This window comes from Pantoea sp. X-Soil-ISGK-421 (assembly GCF_059730785.1).
In genome coordinates this window covers 2,589,969-2,607,114 of sequence record NZ_AP035979.1, presented here as the reverse complement: position 1 = coordinate 2,607,114, position 17,146 = coordinate 2,589,969, and the positions used below count along the sequence as shown (strand labels likewise).

The following is a 17,146-nucleotide window of genomic DNA, read 5'->3' as shown; positions in this document are numbered from 1 at the left end:
TTGTTTTCGGATTTTTTCATATCGCTATCGCACCAATCATTACCTTTTATCGGCTATCCTGAGTTAACATATCGGTCACTTACTGAATGGTGTTACTGGTAACACCGTGCGAGACCACAGACAGGAGTATGTAATGTCCAAGCAACAGATCGGCGTTGTAGGTATGGCAGTTATGGGGCGCAACCTGGCTCTGAACATTGAGAGCCGCGGTTACACTGTTTCTATCTTCAACCGTTCACGTGAAAAGACTGATGAAGTCATCGCTGAGAACCAGGGTAAGAAACTCGCACCTTTCTATACAGTTGAAGAATTTGTTGAATCACTGGAAAAACCTCGCCGTATCCTGCTGATGGTACAAGCTGGCGAAGCGACTGATAAAACTATCGCTTCTCTGACTCCGCATCTGGATAAAGGCGATATCCTTATCGATGGCGGTAACACCTTCTATAAAGATACCATTCGCCGTAACAAAGAATTGTCTGATCAAGGATTTAACTTCATCGGAACTGGTGTTTCTGGCGGTGAAGAGGGCGCACTGAAAGGTCCATCTATCATGCCCGGTGGTCAGAAAGAAGCGTATGAATTGGTTGCACCAATTCTGGATAAAATCGCTGCACGTGCGGAAGACGGCGAAGCTTGCGTTGCGTATATCGGCCCGAACGGTGCTGGTCATTATGTGAAGATGGTTCATAACGGTATCGAATACGGTGACATGCAGCTGATTGCAGAGGCTTACTCACTGCTAAAAGGAGCGCTGGGTCTGAACAATGAAGAACTAGCTGAAACCTTCACCGAATGGAACAATGGCGAGCTGAGTAGCTATTTAATCGACATCACTAAAGATATTTTCACTAAGAAAGATGAAGACGGAAAATATTTGGTTGATGTGATTCTGGATGAAGCGGCTAACAAAGGTACAGGTAAATGGACCAGCCAGAGTTCATTAGATCTTGGCGAACCACTGTCATTGATCACCGAATCAGTATTCGCCCGCTATTTGTCTTCTCTGAAAACTCAGCGCGTTGCAGCTTCTAAAGTACTCAGCGGCCCGCAAGCTAAAGCCTTCAACGGAGATAAAGCTGAGTTCGTAGAAAAAGTGCGTCGTGCATTGTACCTAGGTAAAATCGTATCTTACGCTCAAGGTTTCTCACAATTGCGCGCTGCCTCGGAAGAAAACAACTGGGATCTGAATTATGGTGAGATCGCTAAGATCTTCCGTGCAGGTTGCATCATCCGTGCTCAGTTCCTGCAAAAAATCACTGACGCGTATGCCACTGATGCAGACATCGCTAACCTTCTGCTAGATCCGTACTTCAAGAATATCGCTGATGAATATCAGCAAGCGCTCCGTGATGTTGTATCTTACGCTATTCAGAATGGTATCCCAACACCAACCTTCTCTGCGGCAATTGCTTACTACGATAGCTATCGTTCAGAGGTTCTGCCCGCTAATCTGATTCAGGCTCAGCGTGACTACTTCGGTGCGCATACCTATAAGCGTATTGATAAAGATGGAATATTCCACACTGAGTGGCTGGATTAATTTCTAGTAAGTTTCTTCATTTATTGTTTGATAATTAAGCACATCTTCGGGTGTGCTTTTACATTTATAGATAAAATCTAAACATTAAAAGCTTGCTGAAAAGTTAGCCTGTAACATGATCAGTTTTAGTTAATATAAAAAACAGCATTGATTAACAAATGTCATTGTATGTAAAGGAACATAAATGATTTATTACGATATTACTGATATTATCAACCATTCAAAGTTTTCGACTAAAGTGAGTGGTATTCAGCGAGTTGTGCTTGAAGGGCTTAAAGGACTTGATGGTGATTATACTATTTTTTTCATGAGTCCCATTACAGGAAGGACATATAAAATCGCAGGGCTTGAGAAAATAGATATTAATGACCTTAGCCCATTTATTAATCTATGGATTTATGCAGATATTTATATTTCAAAATCATCAGAGAATATAGATAAGTATTTTGAAAAAGTAAAATCATTTGGGAGGAAGAAAAAAATATTAAGTGATATGTATTTTTTAATTTCTAAAATTCCTGTAACAAAAATAATAAGTCATAAAATTGTATGTCGCTATCTAGACAATAGGGTGGCACTTCACCCAGGTCTGACAATTAGCGAGTTTGATAAATTTCAAGAACATGCTTCAGTTGCTTTATTTGGAGGAGTATGGAACTTTCAGGATAAATACAAGGAATTAATAGAAAGAAAATGGTATGGTTTACGGAAGATATTTATGGTATATGACATGATTCCGATTGTGTCACCATTTGTTCCTGATGAACTTAAAGCTATGTTCAAAAAATATATTCCGTTTGTTCTAGAGTATGCAGATAAAATAGTTGTCAACTCGCATAGCTGCAAAAACGATCTTACAGATTATTGCAATAAAAGGGGAACTACAGTTCCTGAAATTGAAGTGGTCCATCTTTCACACAAGTTGCCGGAAAATCTAAAAAGAGTCACCTATGATAATGATTTCGAATTCCCACTTCGCGTAAGAAAGCTCAAACATGAACAATACGTTTTTTGTGTAGGCTCAATTGAATCAAGAAAAAACCATGTCAATTTACTCCTCACTTGGATTAATTTTTTTAATAGTCCAGAATACGCTAATCAGAAACTAGTAATAGCTGGGAAATGGCTCTGGGATACGGAAGACTTTGCTCAGTTACTCCATCATTCCGGTAATGTTTATGGTAGCGTCATTATAATGCAAGATACTTCAGATGCGGAAATCGGTGAGCTTTATCGTAATTGCCGTTTTACTGTTTATCCGTCGCATTACGAAGGTTGGGGATTGCCCTTAGGAGAATCATTAGCATGCGGTAAACCTTGCTTGCATTTTGATACATCTTCCTTAAAAGAAGCAGGATATGGACTAACAATTGCAATAAAATATCCTGATTATAAAAAATTCAATCAAGCGTTTAACCAAATGATGTCTGATGACAATTACTATAATGAACAAGTCAACCTTATTGAAAGAAACAAAGATAAGCTTAGAAGTTGGAAGGATTTCTCTAAAGACATTAAAAAGATGTTTATTCATGAAGAGGAAATTCAATGAGTGAAAAAGGAAAATTTATTTGGTTTGGGAAGAATCCCCCAGAGGGATTTAAGTGTTTAAGTACGGATTTTGTGAGAACCACTGATACGAGACTTTCCCCGGAACATTATCAATCATATACTGATATATATTTTACAGAAACGCCCATTTCAAACTATAATAATTGGCCATTCATCCTTGATGAATTATTCAAAATATCCAAGGGGAAGTCAACTTTTTCTATTAAATTTATTTCTTCCTCACATGTTTTTTCCATTCCAAAGTTTTATAAACAAATTCATCAACTTTCCGCTGGAAGTGCAGAGTTCATTAGCGTTAATAATAGCGATGATCAAGATGGCTATACTATCAGCTTTACTGCAACGCGTCGGCCTTTTGATAATAGTAGAAATTGGTCATTTGGAATATTATGGGATGGAAAAAACGAAAGTTATCTTAAATCGTATGCCGAGAGTGTTTCAAGTCAAATCAAATCAGGTGCACAAATTGAACTGATAATATGTGGCCCTAAACCTACATTTGACATTAATATAGACCATACCTTTATTCATACTGACGAAAATACAGAAAAATACGCAAACATTTCAAGGAAGAAAAACTTAATTATAAAAGCTGCAAGTTATGAAAATATTTGCGTGGCGCACAATCGTTATCAACTTGATGTGAATTTTATCAAGTCTTTTGATCGAATTGATCATGATTTTGATGTTTGTGTTATCAAGCAAGTTTTGAATGATACTGGCGAAAGGGTTCCTGATTGGGTTTCTCAGGCATCTGACCAGCGTTTAACAGCCAATTATTTACTTAATTATGGCGAATATTCACCATATTTGTATATACCCGGCGGCTTAGTTATTGGAAAACGACATATTTTAATGGCAAATCTCTTTAATGATTTAGGCACATGGAATATGGCAGAAGATGTCGAATTGTCACAAAGATTAATGGCATTAGACTATGTGCCTCGCTTGAATAGCAAAACGGTTGCAAAAGTACTGCAGTTGCGAAAAGAGATTATTGCTGACTTTAAAAAACCGGATTTGAATAACTTTTACCACCACATTGACCTTTTTCAAGGAGCGCATTCGCGATCAAAAGATTTGATAGAAGTTATTAAAAGGAATATCATTTTGTTAATAACTAATCCTAGACTAGTCCTAAATAAAGTAAAAAAAAAGATTAAAAAAATAACATAAGCAGACATCAATTTTCTCCATATATGTTGTGATTGTACTGATATGTTAATTATAGATTCATCGTGGATTTTTTAAAGTGAGGCTTTAAACTATGAATATAGTAATTCCTATGGCTGGTGCAGGAAGTAGATTCGCGAAAGCCGGCTACATTGAACCTAAGCCATTAATCAACGTACATGGTGTACCCATGGTAAAGTTAGTGGTAAATAATCTCAAACCAACACAGCCACATAAGTTTATTTTTATCATTCAGCGTGCACATGATGAAATTTATAATCTAACTCAATTACTCAAAAGTTGGGAGCCAACCTGCAACGTTGTTTACGCTGATGGTTTGACTGAAGGAGCAGCATGTACGGTGCTATTGGCAAAGGATTTTATCAATAATGATTCGCATTTGATGATTGCAAATAGCGACCAGTTCGTTGACTGTATTATTGATGATTATCTGGAGTCCATGGAGAAAAATAATTATGACGGGATTATCATGACTATGGCCGCTGATGATCCAAAATGGTCCTATGTTGGTTTTGATGACCAGGGATTTGTTAATACGGTTGTTGAAAAAGAAGTAATATCCAATGAAGCCACTGTTGGTATTTATAATTTCCGTAAAGGTTCTGATTTTGTTCGTGTTGCCGAGAAAATGATTAAAAATAACGATCGAGTAAACAACGAGTTCTATGTCGCACCTGCCTACAATTATCTCATTGCAGAAGGTGAAAAGATTGGCATATACAATATTGGGTCTGAGGCAAATGGTATGTATGGATTAGGGATTCCAGCGGATTTGGACCTATTTATAAAACTTGAGTTGTCACATAAAGCGACAGAAGGGATATAATATGGAAATAATCAGTCATCGTGGTTACTGGAAAAAAGTTGAGGAAAAAAATACGCGCGAAGCTTTTGTTCGTTCGTTCGATTTAGGATTCGGCACAGAGACAGATGTACGTGATTTAAATGGCGAGCTAGTTATTTCGCATGATATTCCGACAGGTTTGGAGATGCCGTTAGATGAATTTCTACAGTTGGCTAATGGTAAAGATTTTACGTTGGCCCTTAATGTCAAATCTGACGGTTTAGTGCAAAAGTTATTTGAACACATATCAAAATTTAAATTTAAAAATGTATTCGTTTTTGACATGTCGATACCAGACCAGCTTGCATATTATAAAGATGGCCGAATTGATTTTTTTTCACGTGCTAGCGAATATGAGCTGACCATTTCGCTCTTTGAAAAGTGCCATGGTGTCTGGTTAGATGCTTTTGATTCTATTTGGTATGATATTGAATATATTAGTGACTTACTTAAAGCCGGAAAAAAAGTATGCATTGTTTCTTCTGAGTTACATAAACGTCATGACTATAAAATACTTTGGAAAATGTTGGCTAATTCGCATGTTATAAGTTCAGATAATCTTATTCTTTGTACAGATTTTCCCGAAGAAGCACAATGTTATTTTGAGGTGTCAAAATGATTAAGGCTGTTATTTTTGATATGGATGGTGTACTCATTGAAGCCAAAGATTGGCATTATGAAGCACTAAACAAATCTTTAAATCTTTTTGGATATAATATTAGCCGCTTTGACCATCTCACAAAATTTGATGGTCTTCCTACGAAAGATAAACTTAATATTTTGTCTGCTGAATATAACTTGCCTTATGAACTACACACCTTCATCAATGAAATGAAGCAAAGCTACACAATGGAAATCGTGCACACTAAGTGTAAACCACTATTTATTCATGAGTACGCCTTATCTAAACTCAGAATGGAAGGATATAAACTTGCCGTTGCATCGAATTCTATTAAAAATACCGTTATCACCATGATGGAAAAAGCAGCACTAACAAAATATCTTGACTACATGATATCGAATGAAGATGTAATAAAAGGTAAGCCTGATCCTGAAATGTATACTAAGACCATAGGATTACTTGGCTTAATGCCAAACGAATGTGTAGTAGTTGAAGATAATGAAAACGGTATTAGAGCAGCTAAAGCAGCAGGTGCACATGTTTTGGCAGTCAGTGATGTTTCAGATGTAACTTATCGTAATATTAAGGAGTTTATGTTTTCTATTGAGGGAGATAAACCATGAATATTATAGTGCTTGCTGCAGGTGAACATTACGTTGATAGCGACGACAAAAACTATCCATTCTGCTTGTCGGAATTTTTGGGCAAACCACTAATTCAATTGATCGCAGAACAGATCGAGTTCAATAATGGAAGTTCTGTTTTTCTTTTTCAAGATAAACATATTAAGAAGTATCGTTTAGATAATGTGGTGCGTCTTTTGTCAAACGGTAATTTTAGTTCAATTTCAGTTCCTGAGGATACTGCAGGGGCAGCGTGCACGGCTCTACTCGGTGTGGTTAGTCTAAATCAAGACGCACCTTTATTAATTGTAAGCGCAAATCAATACGTAGATGTAAATTATGAAATATTCACCAAATCCATGGCTGATTTAAATAACGATGCGGGTACTATCATTTTTGATTCGGTTCATCCGCGCTATTCCTATGTTGTGCTTGAAAATGATTTAGTCGCTCAAGCATCAGAGAAAAATCCAATCAGCCGTAATGCAACTGCAGGAGTTTACTGGTTCAGGAGAACATCTCTTTTTACAGAAGCCGTAAAACAAATGATAAGAAAAGATGCCAGAGTTGATAATATGTTCTATATCTGTCCTTCATTCAATGAGTTAATCCTTAGTGGAATGAAAATTAGCACGCAAAAGATTGATTCTACGCAATACCATCCTCTAAAATCCATCTCTCAATATGAAACAGGAAAGGCTACTAATAATGAAAGATTATAAACTCTCCGACATGAAAGGTGGCTGGATTGTTGGGGGTTTCGAGCCAACAACCTTCTCTACAACTGATTGTGAGGTTGCAGTTAAATATTACAAGGCTGATGAGCAGGAAGGTGAACACTTTCATAAAATAGCAACTGAAATAACCTGTATTGTGTCAGGTGAAGTCTTAATGTGCGGAAAACGTTGGGTTGCAGGAGATGTCCTAGTAATATCACCAGGAGAAATTACTTCCTTTAAAGCATTAACGGATGCTATCACGACAGTCGTTAAATTGCCCGGAGCATTAAATGATAAATATATTGTTTAAATGTTCCACAAGTAAACAATTTGCTCATCTCACAATATTCTGAATTTTATCCATAGAGACTTCTTTATACAGCATTAAAGTTGACTGTAAGCTCGCGAGCGATAGAATATACAACTTTCATTGATGGAATAAAATAATGCAAGGTAGTACTGTACAAATTGCTATTAAAGATATTTTTTCAGCAATCAAACGCTATTCCTTAGTGGGGATGCTGGGATGGCAAGATGTTAAACAACGTTATCGTCGTTCAGCATTAGGACCTTTCTGGTTGACAATCAGTATGGGTGTAATGATTGGTACCATTGGCATAGTTTTTGGTTCCATTTTCAAAACTTCTTTAGAAGAATTTTTACCTTTTCTTGCGAGCGGTATGATTCTGTGGTCTTTTTTTACTACAGTGGTGAATGAGGGATGCGCAGGCTTTATCAATGCGGAGCGAATTATAAAACAATTGCCTATCCCGCTTTTTGTTCACATTCTTAGAATTATCTGGAGGAATACAATAATATTATGCCACAACATAATAATTCTTCCGTTAGTTTTTATTGCTGTTGGCAAGCCGATAACAATTTATATTCTTTTTGTTATCCCCGGTTTTCTATTAGCAACCTTAAATCTAACATGGATAGCCTTAATGCTTGGCATCTTATGCGCCAGATATAGAGATCTGCCACAAATAATCACAAGTTTATTAAATGTTATTTTCTATTTTACGCCGATCATGTGGATGCCTCATTTAGTACCGCAACGAGCAGGTGAGCTAATTTTGGGTTTGAACCCGGTTTATCATTTGATGGAAATTGTCCGAGCTCCTCTGCTGGGACAAATCCCCGGAATGTCCAGTTGGCTAACATGCCTTGCGATAGCAGTTTGTGGATGGATAGCTACTATTTTTGTTTATGGACGCTATAAGCGTCGTATCGCTTACTGGTTATAAGAAGAGTTATCATGGCTTCAGTAGAATTTAAAAACGTATGTGTCGATTTCCCCATCTATAACGCAAATGGACGCTCACTAAAAAAGCGACTTATGCAAGTGGCTACTGGTGGCCAGTTAGGATCCGATCCTCAGGGGCGAGTCATTGTTAGAGCTATTGATCATTTGTCATTTACTCTTAAAGACGGCGATCGCGTTGGCCTGCTTGGACACAATGGAGCGGGAAAAAGTACGCTTTTACGTCTTCTTAGTGGTGCCTATGAGCCTTCTTCCGGAACTGCTGTGAGCCATGGAGAAGTTGGATCACTTATTGATATCTCTCTAGGTATTGATGTTGAAGCTACAGGAAGAGATAACATCTTTCTGCGCGGTGGATTATTAGGCCGTACACGAGCTGAAATCAGTGAAAAACTTGATGAAATTATCGAGTTCTCAGAGTTAGGTGATTTCGTTGATATGCCTGTTCGTACGTATTCTTCTGGCATGCATCTACGTCTTGCCTTTGCCGTATCAACTATTGTTCGTCCAGAAATTCTTTTAATGGATGAATGGTTATCGGTAGGGGATGAAGCTTTCAAACATAAAGCTGAATCGAGACTTTCGGAGATGGTTCAAGCAACAAATATCCTTGTGATTGCTTCACACTCCAAAAGTATGATAATGAAATCTTGTAATCGTGCAATGTGGCTAGAGCATGGCAAAATACTAATGGATGGTGATGTAAAGGAAGTGTGTTCAAGCTATTTTGGTAAATAGAAATATCATGGGAGTTTATCATTATGGTCATTACATCCGAATTGTGTGAGTCAGCAGGTTTACAGTCCTCAGAGACAATGCTTAAGAAGAAACCCGCGTGGGTCGCGGGTAATATTTCAATCTTGGACCAGCCATTGTTGATTGGATTAACCAAACTATTAAAGCCCAAAAAAGTAGTTGAAATTGGAGTGGCGAGTGGGTGGAGTGGGTGTCTTTTTATTGATGCACTATCTCAAAATGGAACACCTGGTGAGTACATAGGAATCGATTTATCAGAAAATTATTATTTAGACAGTAATAAAGCTACTGGAGCAGCTATTTCAGAAGTTGTCTCAGATAATGATGTCAAAATGAGGTTGATCTTAGGTTTTCATGCTGTTGATTGTGTAAATGACATTGGAAAAAATGTCGATTTGGCGTTTATTGATGGGGACCATCGCCACCCGTGGGCTATTCTGGATTTTTTATCTCTCATTCCTACGTTAAGCCCCAATGCATATATATTAATTCATGATCTGAATCTTTCTACTTATCCTAGACATGATCAAACCAATAGAGGCCCTAAATATCTATTCGAATGTTGGCCTTACGAAAAAATTCATTCCTCACAGAATCTTCCAATGATCGGTGCGGTCAAAATGCCTACATCAGTTGATGAACAATTTCTCAGTCTTATATTGAATACTATCTATACCCCCTGGGAAACAACAATCGAAAAAACTCTTTTAGAGAAAGTATCAAATAATATTGGCCTGATTTTCGGGAATGAATGGAAAGATAAGTTCAGTGAAGCATTCAAGAAAATGAATACAGGTTTTGGCTCGCAGCAGGGAGACAGTGAAAAAAAAGAATTTATAGAGCAAGTTATTCACTTGGTCTCAAAAAATCCTCGTTCATCGGTACACCTGTCAATGCTATTATCAGTAATAGCAGTATACCCCGACTCAGCAAGGCTGCATCATCACCTTTCAGTGATGAAAATGCGGAATAATGATAGTGAGGGTGCTATTAATAGCTCATTACGTGCTGTGGAGTTAGCCAAATCTAATGCACACTTTATTTCTTTCCTTGGTGAGCTTTATTGCTCTGCGAGCGAGTTTACCAAGGCTGAGCCTTACCTGACTAATGCTATAGAGCTACAAGAAAATGTAGGTATTTTTCACTATCGCTTGGCTCATCTTTTTGAAAAGACTGATCGATTAAGTGAAGCAATTTCTGCTGCCCATCGTGCGAGAGAATTAGCATCTAATAATATTGATTTTAATAATTACTTCCGAAAACTAATCGGACAATAGATCATAGTATTACCCTCTGGGATAGCAGAATAAGCTAATTAATATATTGCACTTTGATAACATTTCTTAAAGTATTAATTCGAGTGCTAAAATTTTAAACTTATATTGTATTGTTTGGATTGATATGAAAAAGATAGTGCATATTAAAATTTCGGATAAAGGCTGGATTCTTGAAAAATTAGCTCTAGAGATAACTACCCGTCTACCATATGTAAGTTATGGACTTGAGCAAGATCCCTCTGCAGAAATTCAGTATTATATGACTTATGGTTGCCGTCAGGAGAGAGTTTCTCCGATTGAGATCGCACTTTTTACTCATAAAGAAGATGTTCCATCAGCAGCAAAGAAATTTGAAACGGTTGCTTCAAGTGTTGATTTCTGTATTGCACAATCACTAAAAACTGAATTAATCGTACGTGAAAGCGGTTTAACAAATGTTCAAACAATATCCCCTGGAGTAGACCTTGAGAGGTTTTCGCCCATTGTACGCATAGGAATAATAGGGAGAACCTATCACACTGGGCGTAAAGGTGAAAAATTGGTTGAACAAGTGATGGATATTCCAGGCATTGAATGGTATTTCACCGGAGAAGGTTGGCCAGGACCATCAACCTTTATTGAGGATTCGGCATTACCAGAATTTTACAGATCGCTTGATTATATTTTAGTGCCAGCCACTATTGAGGGTGGTCCTATGTGCGTTCTTGAGGCACTTGCTAGTGGGTGTAAGGTCATAGCTTCGCCCGTAGGTTGGGTGCCACAATTCCCACATATCGAATTCAAGCTTGGAGATGTGGCCGATTTACGTCGTGTACTTTTAAAACTTGTTGAAGAAAAACAGCTCCTAAGAAAAAGCGTTGAAAGCTATACATGGCAATCATGGGCTGATCAACATCATAGTCTTTTCTCTCGTCTATTAAATCGAGACATTCTTGTTGAAAGTAATCTCAATGAAGTAAAAAAGACTGATTCTAAATTTTCCCCGGTTAACGATGAAATTAAGCTCAGTGTATTGGTGGCTGTACATGGTGCTGAAATGACAAGCTCGTTGGGTGGACCTTCTGTCAGAGCGCCAAGAACGGTTGAGGCACTGAGAAAATTAGGTATCAACGCGGACTTTGTTGCTAATCGTAACTTTTCGACGCAAGGAATCGATATCATACATGCTCTGAATGTTTGGCATCCAGACGAGTGTGAGGTTCTACTTAGTCAAATTGAAAAAAACGGGATCGCATCTGTTCTTTCTCCGATATTCTTAGATTTATCAGAGCTAGATTTTTATAATGTTAGAGTTCGGCATATTCTTTCTGAGAATGATAATCTTAATGATGTTCTAAATGAACTTTCAATATTATGTAACGAAAATATTGAACATCGTCATTTGCCATTAATGAAGAGAGAACCTTTCCCTAATTATTTTTTAGCCATTCGTCGCTTAGTTTCCTATGCTAATCACCTAATTCTTCTTAGTGAACATGAAAAGTCTATATTAGAAGAAATAGGAGTCTCTCATCCTTCTACAAGTATTGTCAAAAATCCCGTTAATGCTACTGTGTTTGAAAGTGGTGATCCTGACTTATTTAGAAAGCATTTTGACGTTCAAGATTATGTTTTGTGCGTTGGTCGTATTGAGTCGAGAAAAAATCAGGCCCTCCTTGCATTGGCTCTTAAAGATACTAATATCCCTCTTGTTTTGGTTGGGCATGAAGCTGATGAAAAATATGCCGATCTTGTTAGAAAATGGGGGGGTGAAAATATTATATTTGCTGGCCGTATTGAAGCCAATAGCCCTATGCTCGCATCGGCATATTCCGGAGCTAAAGTATTTTGTTTGCCTTCCTGGAGTGAGGGAGCTCCACTAGTAGCACTTGAAGCAGCTGCTGCAGGTTGTAATATGGTCCTAAGTGATCGTTCAGCAGAATCGGAGTATTTTGGTAAATTTGCAAGATATATCAATCCAGCTGATGTTAGCGATATTCGACAAAAAATCCTTCATGCCTGGAATGATGCTGATGATATCACTTCATCTCGCTCTGATATACTTAAACAGATGATGAAAAATGAACATAGTTGGGATGGATATGCTCGTGATACTTTCAATGCTTATAAAGCAGCTTTAGATTTCGGTGACAAAAAAGCTTCCCTACGCGAACAGAAAAAAAATAGACGAGTGTTTGTTGATCTGACTACATTAGCTCATCATAATTCTACACCTACAGGCATTGCACGTGTTGAAAGTCGCTTAGCTCAAGAACTTCATGAATTTTATGGTTCGGAAGTTACATTCATCCTTTGGAATTCTCGTTATGGCAAATTCATCAAAGTCGGTTATGCTGATTTGGTTAATGACACAGTTAAACTTTTTGCTGGCGAAAATATACCTGGCTTCCCTCCAGGTTTTCCAAAGTCAAATGTTGATTTTCAAGCTGACGATTTGTTATTGATATTCGGCGGAGCTTGGATTAGAAATTCAAACTATCTGCAGGATCTTCAGTCTCTAAAGAAAATGCATGGTGTTGCAATTGTAAGCACTGTTTATGATGTTATTCAGCATAAAATGAAGTTCTTGTTTCCTGAGGGCGTTGGTGAGCAATTTGCTGTTAACTGTCAAAAAATTATTTCAATTTCTGATATGGTTATTACCTGTTCAGAACAGAGCAAGGCTGATATCGTAGATTTCTGTTTGGAAACTCAAACTCCACTTTGTCCTATTTCCGTGTTTAGATTAGGTGATGAAGCCGTTCATTCGGATGTCAATGTAGATATTCAACTCCAACGAGAGGGATTATCCGATTTAGCCCGAGATGATAAGTTTGTCATGTTTGTTAGTACGATCGATGTCAGGAAGAATCATTCGTTATTACTTATGCTGTGGAAGGGTTTAATTAATGAATATGGCAATGCTGTCCCTAAATTAGTTTTGGTTGGTAATATTGGGTGGCGGGGTGAAGAGGCCGTAAATATTATTAAGTACAATTCTGAATTAAAAGGGAAGGTTTTAATGCTACATGGCATACAAGACTCAACATTGGACTGGCTCTATAAAAACTGTTTATTCACTGTTTTTCCATCACGCTATGAAGGTTGGGGATTACCAGTTGCCGAAAGTTGCCGATATGGTAAATTCTGTCTCGCCTCTAATGCCGGTTCCTTGCCCGAAGTCGCGCCTGGATGTGCAGAATATATCGATCCGTTAGATTGTATTGCTTGGTATAAAGCATTGCAGACCTATTGCTTTGAACCTGATTTGTTGGCAGAAAAGACAAAACTCGCTAAAAATTATAACCCAACTAACTGGCATCAAACTGCGCAGCAGGTAATTAAATCCATCGCAAATATCCATGCTTCATCTCGTTTGGAATCTCTTAATATAGGAGGGGTGTTAAGTTTCTCTGCTATAAATCCGCCTGGAACGCATTCGAGCAATAAATTTGCACTTAATGGATGGTACCTTCCTGAATCAGCAGGAAGCTGGACTTCTGGTAATGAAGCCTATCTTGGTTTCCAATTGGATGAGCGATTAAGTAGTGAACTAGCATTCTCAGTGTTAGCTTTTGGCTATGTTCCTAATACCGAAGTTGTCACTGTAAACGTATCCGTTAACGATGTGATGGTTGCCACATGGCAAGTTGATGGAAATGCTTCAGAACTAATTGCGCCATTGAGTCATGTAGCATTGCAAGACTCATCAAACATAATCATAAAACTTCAGATCGTTAACCCACGCTCACCTTCAGAATTTGGTTCACAGGATGCTCGTATACTCGGATTGCATGTAATTTCCGCTAAGTTGGTAACTCATATTCCATCAGCTAAAGATATTCAAGAGATAATACCAATTGGAGGTGATACAGCGGCTAATATCATCGGACAAAAACCCAGTATTAATAAACGAATTGAGAATAAATTCAGACAAATCAAGCGTAGATTAACTAGCTAAATTAGCCTTTCAAATTAAGAAATTTTAGAGGTTAACAAAATAGTATTGCCTGTTTCTACAATATGTTTTCAAACAGAAACAGGCATTTAGGATGTTCGTTGTAGATTGTATGAGCGTTGCCCAAAGGTTTTTTTTCGAATTACCCCACCAGCAACTCCCCCCGTCTCCCCGCATTCTCCCCAGCCAGCCGCACCACCAACATCCCTGCCGTCACAAACTTAGTCAAATTCCTCGCATACAGCACGCCACCAAACTCTGCCACCAGCGGCATCACCTGGTCCGTAATCGGATCAACAATCTCCGCTACCACTTCCCCAGCCTTAATCCACTCTCCCAGGTTACGTCGATAAAACACCAACCCAGATTGCGCCGCATGGATATACTCACATCCCGCCAGTTTAGTCGCTGGATTGATCAGGGCAGGGGATTCTCCCACTTCGCCCGCAATATAGCCGCTCTCAATCAACGCATGGATAATTGCGTCAGCATCCTTCTCAGCCATCTCAGGCGATACATCTGCCACACCGCGCAGTTCCAACGTTACCGGCAGCAATCCGCGCGGCATAGGATATTCATCACCAAAACGTTCCGCCAGGGTCAACCAAGGCTCACAGCAGGCTTCATCAAAGGGTTCGCCGCCAGAAATTTGTGCCAGCAGCTGTACTTCGCTGCCCAGCCAGCGCGCCAGTGGTTCAATGTCTGGCCACGCGTGTGGCGTGGTATAGAGGTGCGGTAGCGCGTCCCAGTCGCAGTGCAGGTCAATCATCAAGTCAGCTTGACTTGCCATGCGCATCAGGGTAAAGCGCTGAGAATCTAGTTCAGTGCGCGCAATACGGTCACGGTAATGACGATCAATGGCTTCCCGAATCAGCCGTTTATTTTCGTATTCACTTTGCGTCAGCGAACCGTCCAGTTCTTCAACCAGCGCATTGCCTAATGCAGGGAAGCGCCGATTAAAATCCTGACCAGACAGGGTATGAAAGCGCCCCAAATGACTACCGTGCCAGTGTTGTCCCATCGCCAGTGGATTAGCGACCGGCACCAGTGTGATTTTGGCTTTAAGCTGACCAGCGGATTCCAGCTCCAGCAGCTTCTGTTTCAAGTACCACGCCACCGCCATGCCCGGCAACTCATCGCCGTGCAGTGCAGCCTGAATATAAACGCGTTGCTGCGAATCTGTGCCGAAGTGAAAGCTGACAATTTCACGTTGTGTACCCAGCGAGGCGCTGAGTAGAGGATGATGTTGTTGTTGCATAACGCTTCTAGTGTCCTTGACCACGGCACGTTTCAATTGCGCCTGTTTAATTGTATGACTGGAATTATAGTGCCGAGTGGAAAAGGGCGGCACAAAAGCCGCCCAAAAGATTACTGTTGAATGGAGATATCGGTGGCGAAGTACTGCTTCTGAATTTTATCGAAAGTGCCGTTGTTCTTAAGCTCGGCAAATGCATTATCCAGCGCGGTTTTCAGTTCGGTATCGCCTTTACGTAAACCAATTGCGGTACCCGGACCGATAATCGGATCCTGCACAATAGGTCCCGCCAGTTCGAAATCTTTGCCCTGCGGATGTTTCAGGAAGCCATTCGCAGCCTGAGCGGCATCGGTAAACACCACGTCAAGTCGACCAGAGATCAGGTCGCTCTCCACCTGCGCTTGATCGCCATAAGGCACAACCTGCACGCCATGCGGCTGCCATTTGGCGAGCGCATAGCGCTCCTGCACGGTGCCTTGTTCCACGCCGACGGTTTTGCCTTTCAGCGATTCAGCGGTAGGCAGCAGGCCAGAACCTTTACGCGCAATCAGCTGCGTATGGGTGTCGTACAGCGGCACGGTAAAATCAATCTGTTTCAAGCGTTCTTCGGTGATGCCCATATCAGACAAGATGGCATCGAACTTACGCGCTTTTAGCGCCGGGATCATGCCGTCGAACTGGCTTTCCACCCATACGCATTTTGCTTGCATCTGTGCGCACAGCGCGTTACCGAGATCGATATCAAAACCAACCAATTTGCCTTGTGGCGTTTTGGATTCGAATGGAGGATAGGTGGGATCAACCGCGAAACGGACCTGATCAATTTTTGCCTGCGCGCCAAATGCGCACCCTGCCAGCACAGCCAGCGCCAATGTTTGACGCAGGCGGGCAGATAAACGAGAACTTGCCATAATATCGGTCTTCTTTTGTTGTGATGTTGAGTCACGAAGAGTACCGCTCACCATCAGGCAAGGCAATTAGAGGATTATTTTCATCACGTTACCATTATGCAGCGCCTGGTAATCGGCAATATTCAGCACCACCGATTGCTCCAGCAAACCGGCGTTAAAGGCGATTTCGTCATAGCGCTCGAACAACAGCGGATCGACCACCAGCTGTAAATCCGGATGAAAACTGAAAGGCGGAATGGCACCGAATACGCAGCCGGTTAACGCATCGACTTCCGCTGGTGAAGCCAGCGAAGCACGTCGGCCACCCACAGCCGCTGCAACCTTGCTCAGATCGGCCTGCTGATCGGCGGGCAACACCGCCAGCACATGCTGTTTAATGCCGTTGCCTTTCACATGACACACCAGTGCCTTCGCGCCTTGCCCCACTTCCGTGCCCCGAATCGCCGCCACCGCTTCACACTTGCCAGTCGCTTCATGTTCCATCACGCGATAGCGCGCCTGATGCTGGTTTAGCAGCGCGAGCAGTTTTTCATGCGTGGTCATGGTTTTTTCCATGCTGATAAATAGCGTAGGGTGTGCATTTATGCGCACCTGGAACATGGGTCACCACGAATGGCGACCCTACGGAA

Annotated in this window: 15 protein-coding genes; 12 read left to right on the top strand and 3 right to left on the bottom strand. The window is 40.2% G+C overall.

Annotated features, from left to right (window positions below; genetic code table 11):
- Positions 1-133 precede the first annotated feature (133 nt).
- The 12 genes from gnd (at position 134) to AC6I8K_RS12150 (ending at position 14,354) form a co-directional block, all read left to right on the top strand.
- Entirely contained in the window at positions 134-1,543 is a 1,410-nt protein-coding gene (gene gnd, locus AC6I8K_RS12205; protein WP_497826805.1) for an NADP-dependent phosphogluconate dehydrogenase, read from the top strand.
- Positions 1,544-1,727: 184 nt separating this feature from the next.
- Positions 1,728-3,095, top strand: a complete 1,368-nt coding sequence (locus AC6I8K_RS12200; RefSeq protein ID WP_497826804.1) for a glycosyltransferase — start codon at positions 1,728-1,730, stop codon at positions 3,093-3,095.
- Entirely contained in the window at positions 3,092-4,291 is a 1,200-nt protein-coding gene (locus tag AC6I8K_RS12195; RefSeq protein ID WP_497826803.1) for a hypothetical protein, read from the top strand. The genes AC6I8K_RS12200 and AC6I8K_RS12195 overlap by 4 nt, the downstream gene beginning before the upstream one ends.
- A gap of 91 nt (positions 4,292-4,382) precedes the next feature.
- The gene (locus tag AC6I8K_RS12190; protein ID WP_497826802.1) at positions 4,383-5,135 is read left to right on the top strand and encodes a glycosyltransferase family 2 protein; all 753 of its coding nucleotides are present in this window, start codon (positions 4,383-4,385) and stop codon (positions 5,133-5,135) included.
- 1 nt (position 5,136) lies between these two features.
- Positions 5,137-5,772: a PI-PLC domain-containing protein gene (locus AC6I8K_RS12185; protein ID WP_497826801.1), complete on the top strand. Its 636-nt coding sequence runs from the start codon at positions 5,137-5,139 to the stop codon at positions 5,770-5,772.
- The gene (locus AC6I8K_RS12180) at positions 5,769-6,398 is read left to right on the top strand and encodes an HAD family hydrolase (RefSeq protein ID WP_497826800.1); all 630 of its coding nucleotides are present in this window, start codon (positions 5,769-5,771) and stop codon (positions 6,396-6,398) included. Before AC6I8K_RS12185 ends, AC6I8K_RS12180 begins: the two co-directional genes overlap by 4 nt.
- A complete protein-coding gene (locus AC6I8K_RS12175; protein WP_497826799.1) occupies positions 6,395-7,120 on the top strand; it encodes a glycosyltransferase family 2 protein in 726 nt (241 codons plus the stop codon). The genes AC6I8K_RS12180 and AC6I8K_RS12175 overlap by 4 nt, the downstream gene beginning before the upstream one ends.
- Positions 7,107-7,427, top strand: coding sequence for a hypothetical protein (locus tag AC6I8K_RS12170; protein ID WP_497826798.1), 321 nt, complete (start codon positions 7,107-7,109; stop codon positions 7,425-7,427). Before AC6I8K_RS12175 ends, AC6I8K_RS12170 begins: the two co-directional genes overlap by 14 nt.
- Positions 7,428-7,563: 136 nt before the next feature.
- Complete coding sequence (locus tag AC6I8K_RS12165; RefSeq protein ID WP_497826797.1) at positions 7,564-8,364, top strand: ABC transporter permease; 801 nt, start codon at positions 7,564-7,566, stop codon at positions 8,362-8,364.
- Positions 8,365-8,375: 11 nt separating this feature from the next.
- Positions 8,376-9,119 (top strand): ABC transporter ATP-binding protein, encoded by a 744-nt coding sequence (locus AC6I8K_RS12160; RefSeq protein WP_497826796.1) that lies wholly within the window; start codon positions 8,376-8,378, stop codon positions 9,117-9,119.
- A 134-nt stretch (positions 9,120-9,253) separates the two neighbouring features.
- Entirely contained in the window at positions 9,254-10,414 is a 1,161-nt protein-coding gene (locus tag AC6I8K_RS12155; RefSeq protein ID WP_497826795.1) for a class I SAM-dependent methyltransferase, read from the top strand.
- A gap of 124 nt (positions 10,415-10,538) precedes the next feature.
- On the top strand, positions 10,539-14,354 hold the full coding sequence (locus tag AC6I8K_RS12150; protein WP_497826794.1) for a glycosyltransferase: 3,816 nt from the start codon (positions 10,539-10,541) through the stop codon (positions 14,352-14,354).
- 139 nt (positions 14,355-14,493) lie between these two features.
- Here AC6I8K_RS12150 and AC6I8K_RS12145 read toward each other — a convergent pair whose 3' ends face one another.
- From AC6I8K_RS12145 to AC6I8K_RS12135, 3 genes are all read right to left on the bottom strand, one after another.
- On the bottom strand, positions 14,494-15,609 hold the full coding sequence (locus tag AC6I8K_RS12145; RefSeq protein ID WP_483817715.1) for a succinylglutamate desuccinylase/aspartoacylase family protein: 1,116 nt from the start codon (positions 15,607-15,609) through the stop codon (positions 14,494-14,496).
- Between the two features lie 110 nt (positions 15,610-15,719).
- Positions 15,720-16,517, bottom strand: a complete 798-nt coding sequence (locus AC6I8K_RS12140; RefSeq protein WP_064739663.1) for an ABC transporter substrate-binding protein — start codon at positions 16,515-16,517, stop codon at positions 15,720-15,722.
- A 66-nt stretch (positions 16,518-16,583) separates the two neighbouring features.
- Positions 16,584-17,060, bottom strand: a complete 477-nt coding sequence (locus AC6I8K_RS12135; RefSeq protein ID WP_073991681.1) for a YbaK/prolyl-tRNA synthetase associated domain-containing protein — start codon at positions 17,058-17,060, stop codon at positions 16,584-16,586.
- Positions 17,061-17,146: the final 86 nt, after the last annotated feature.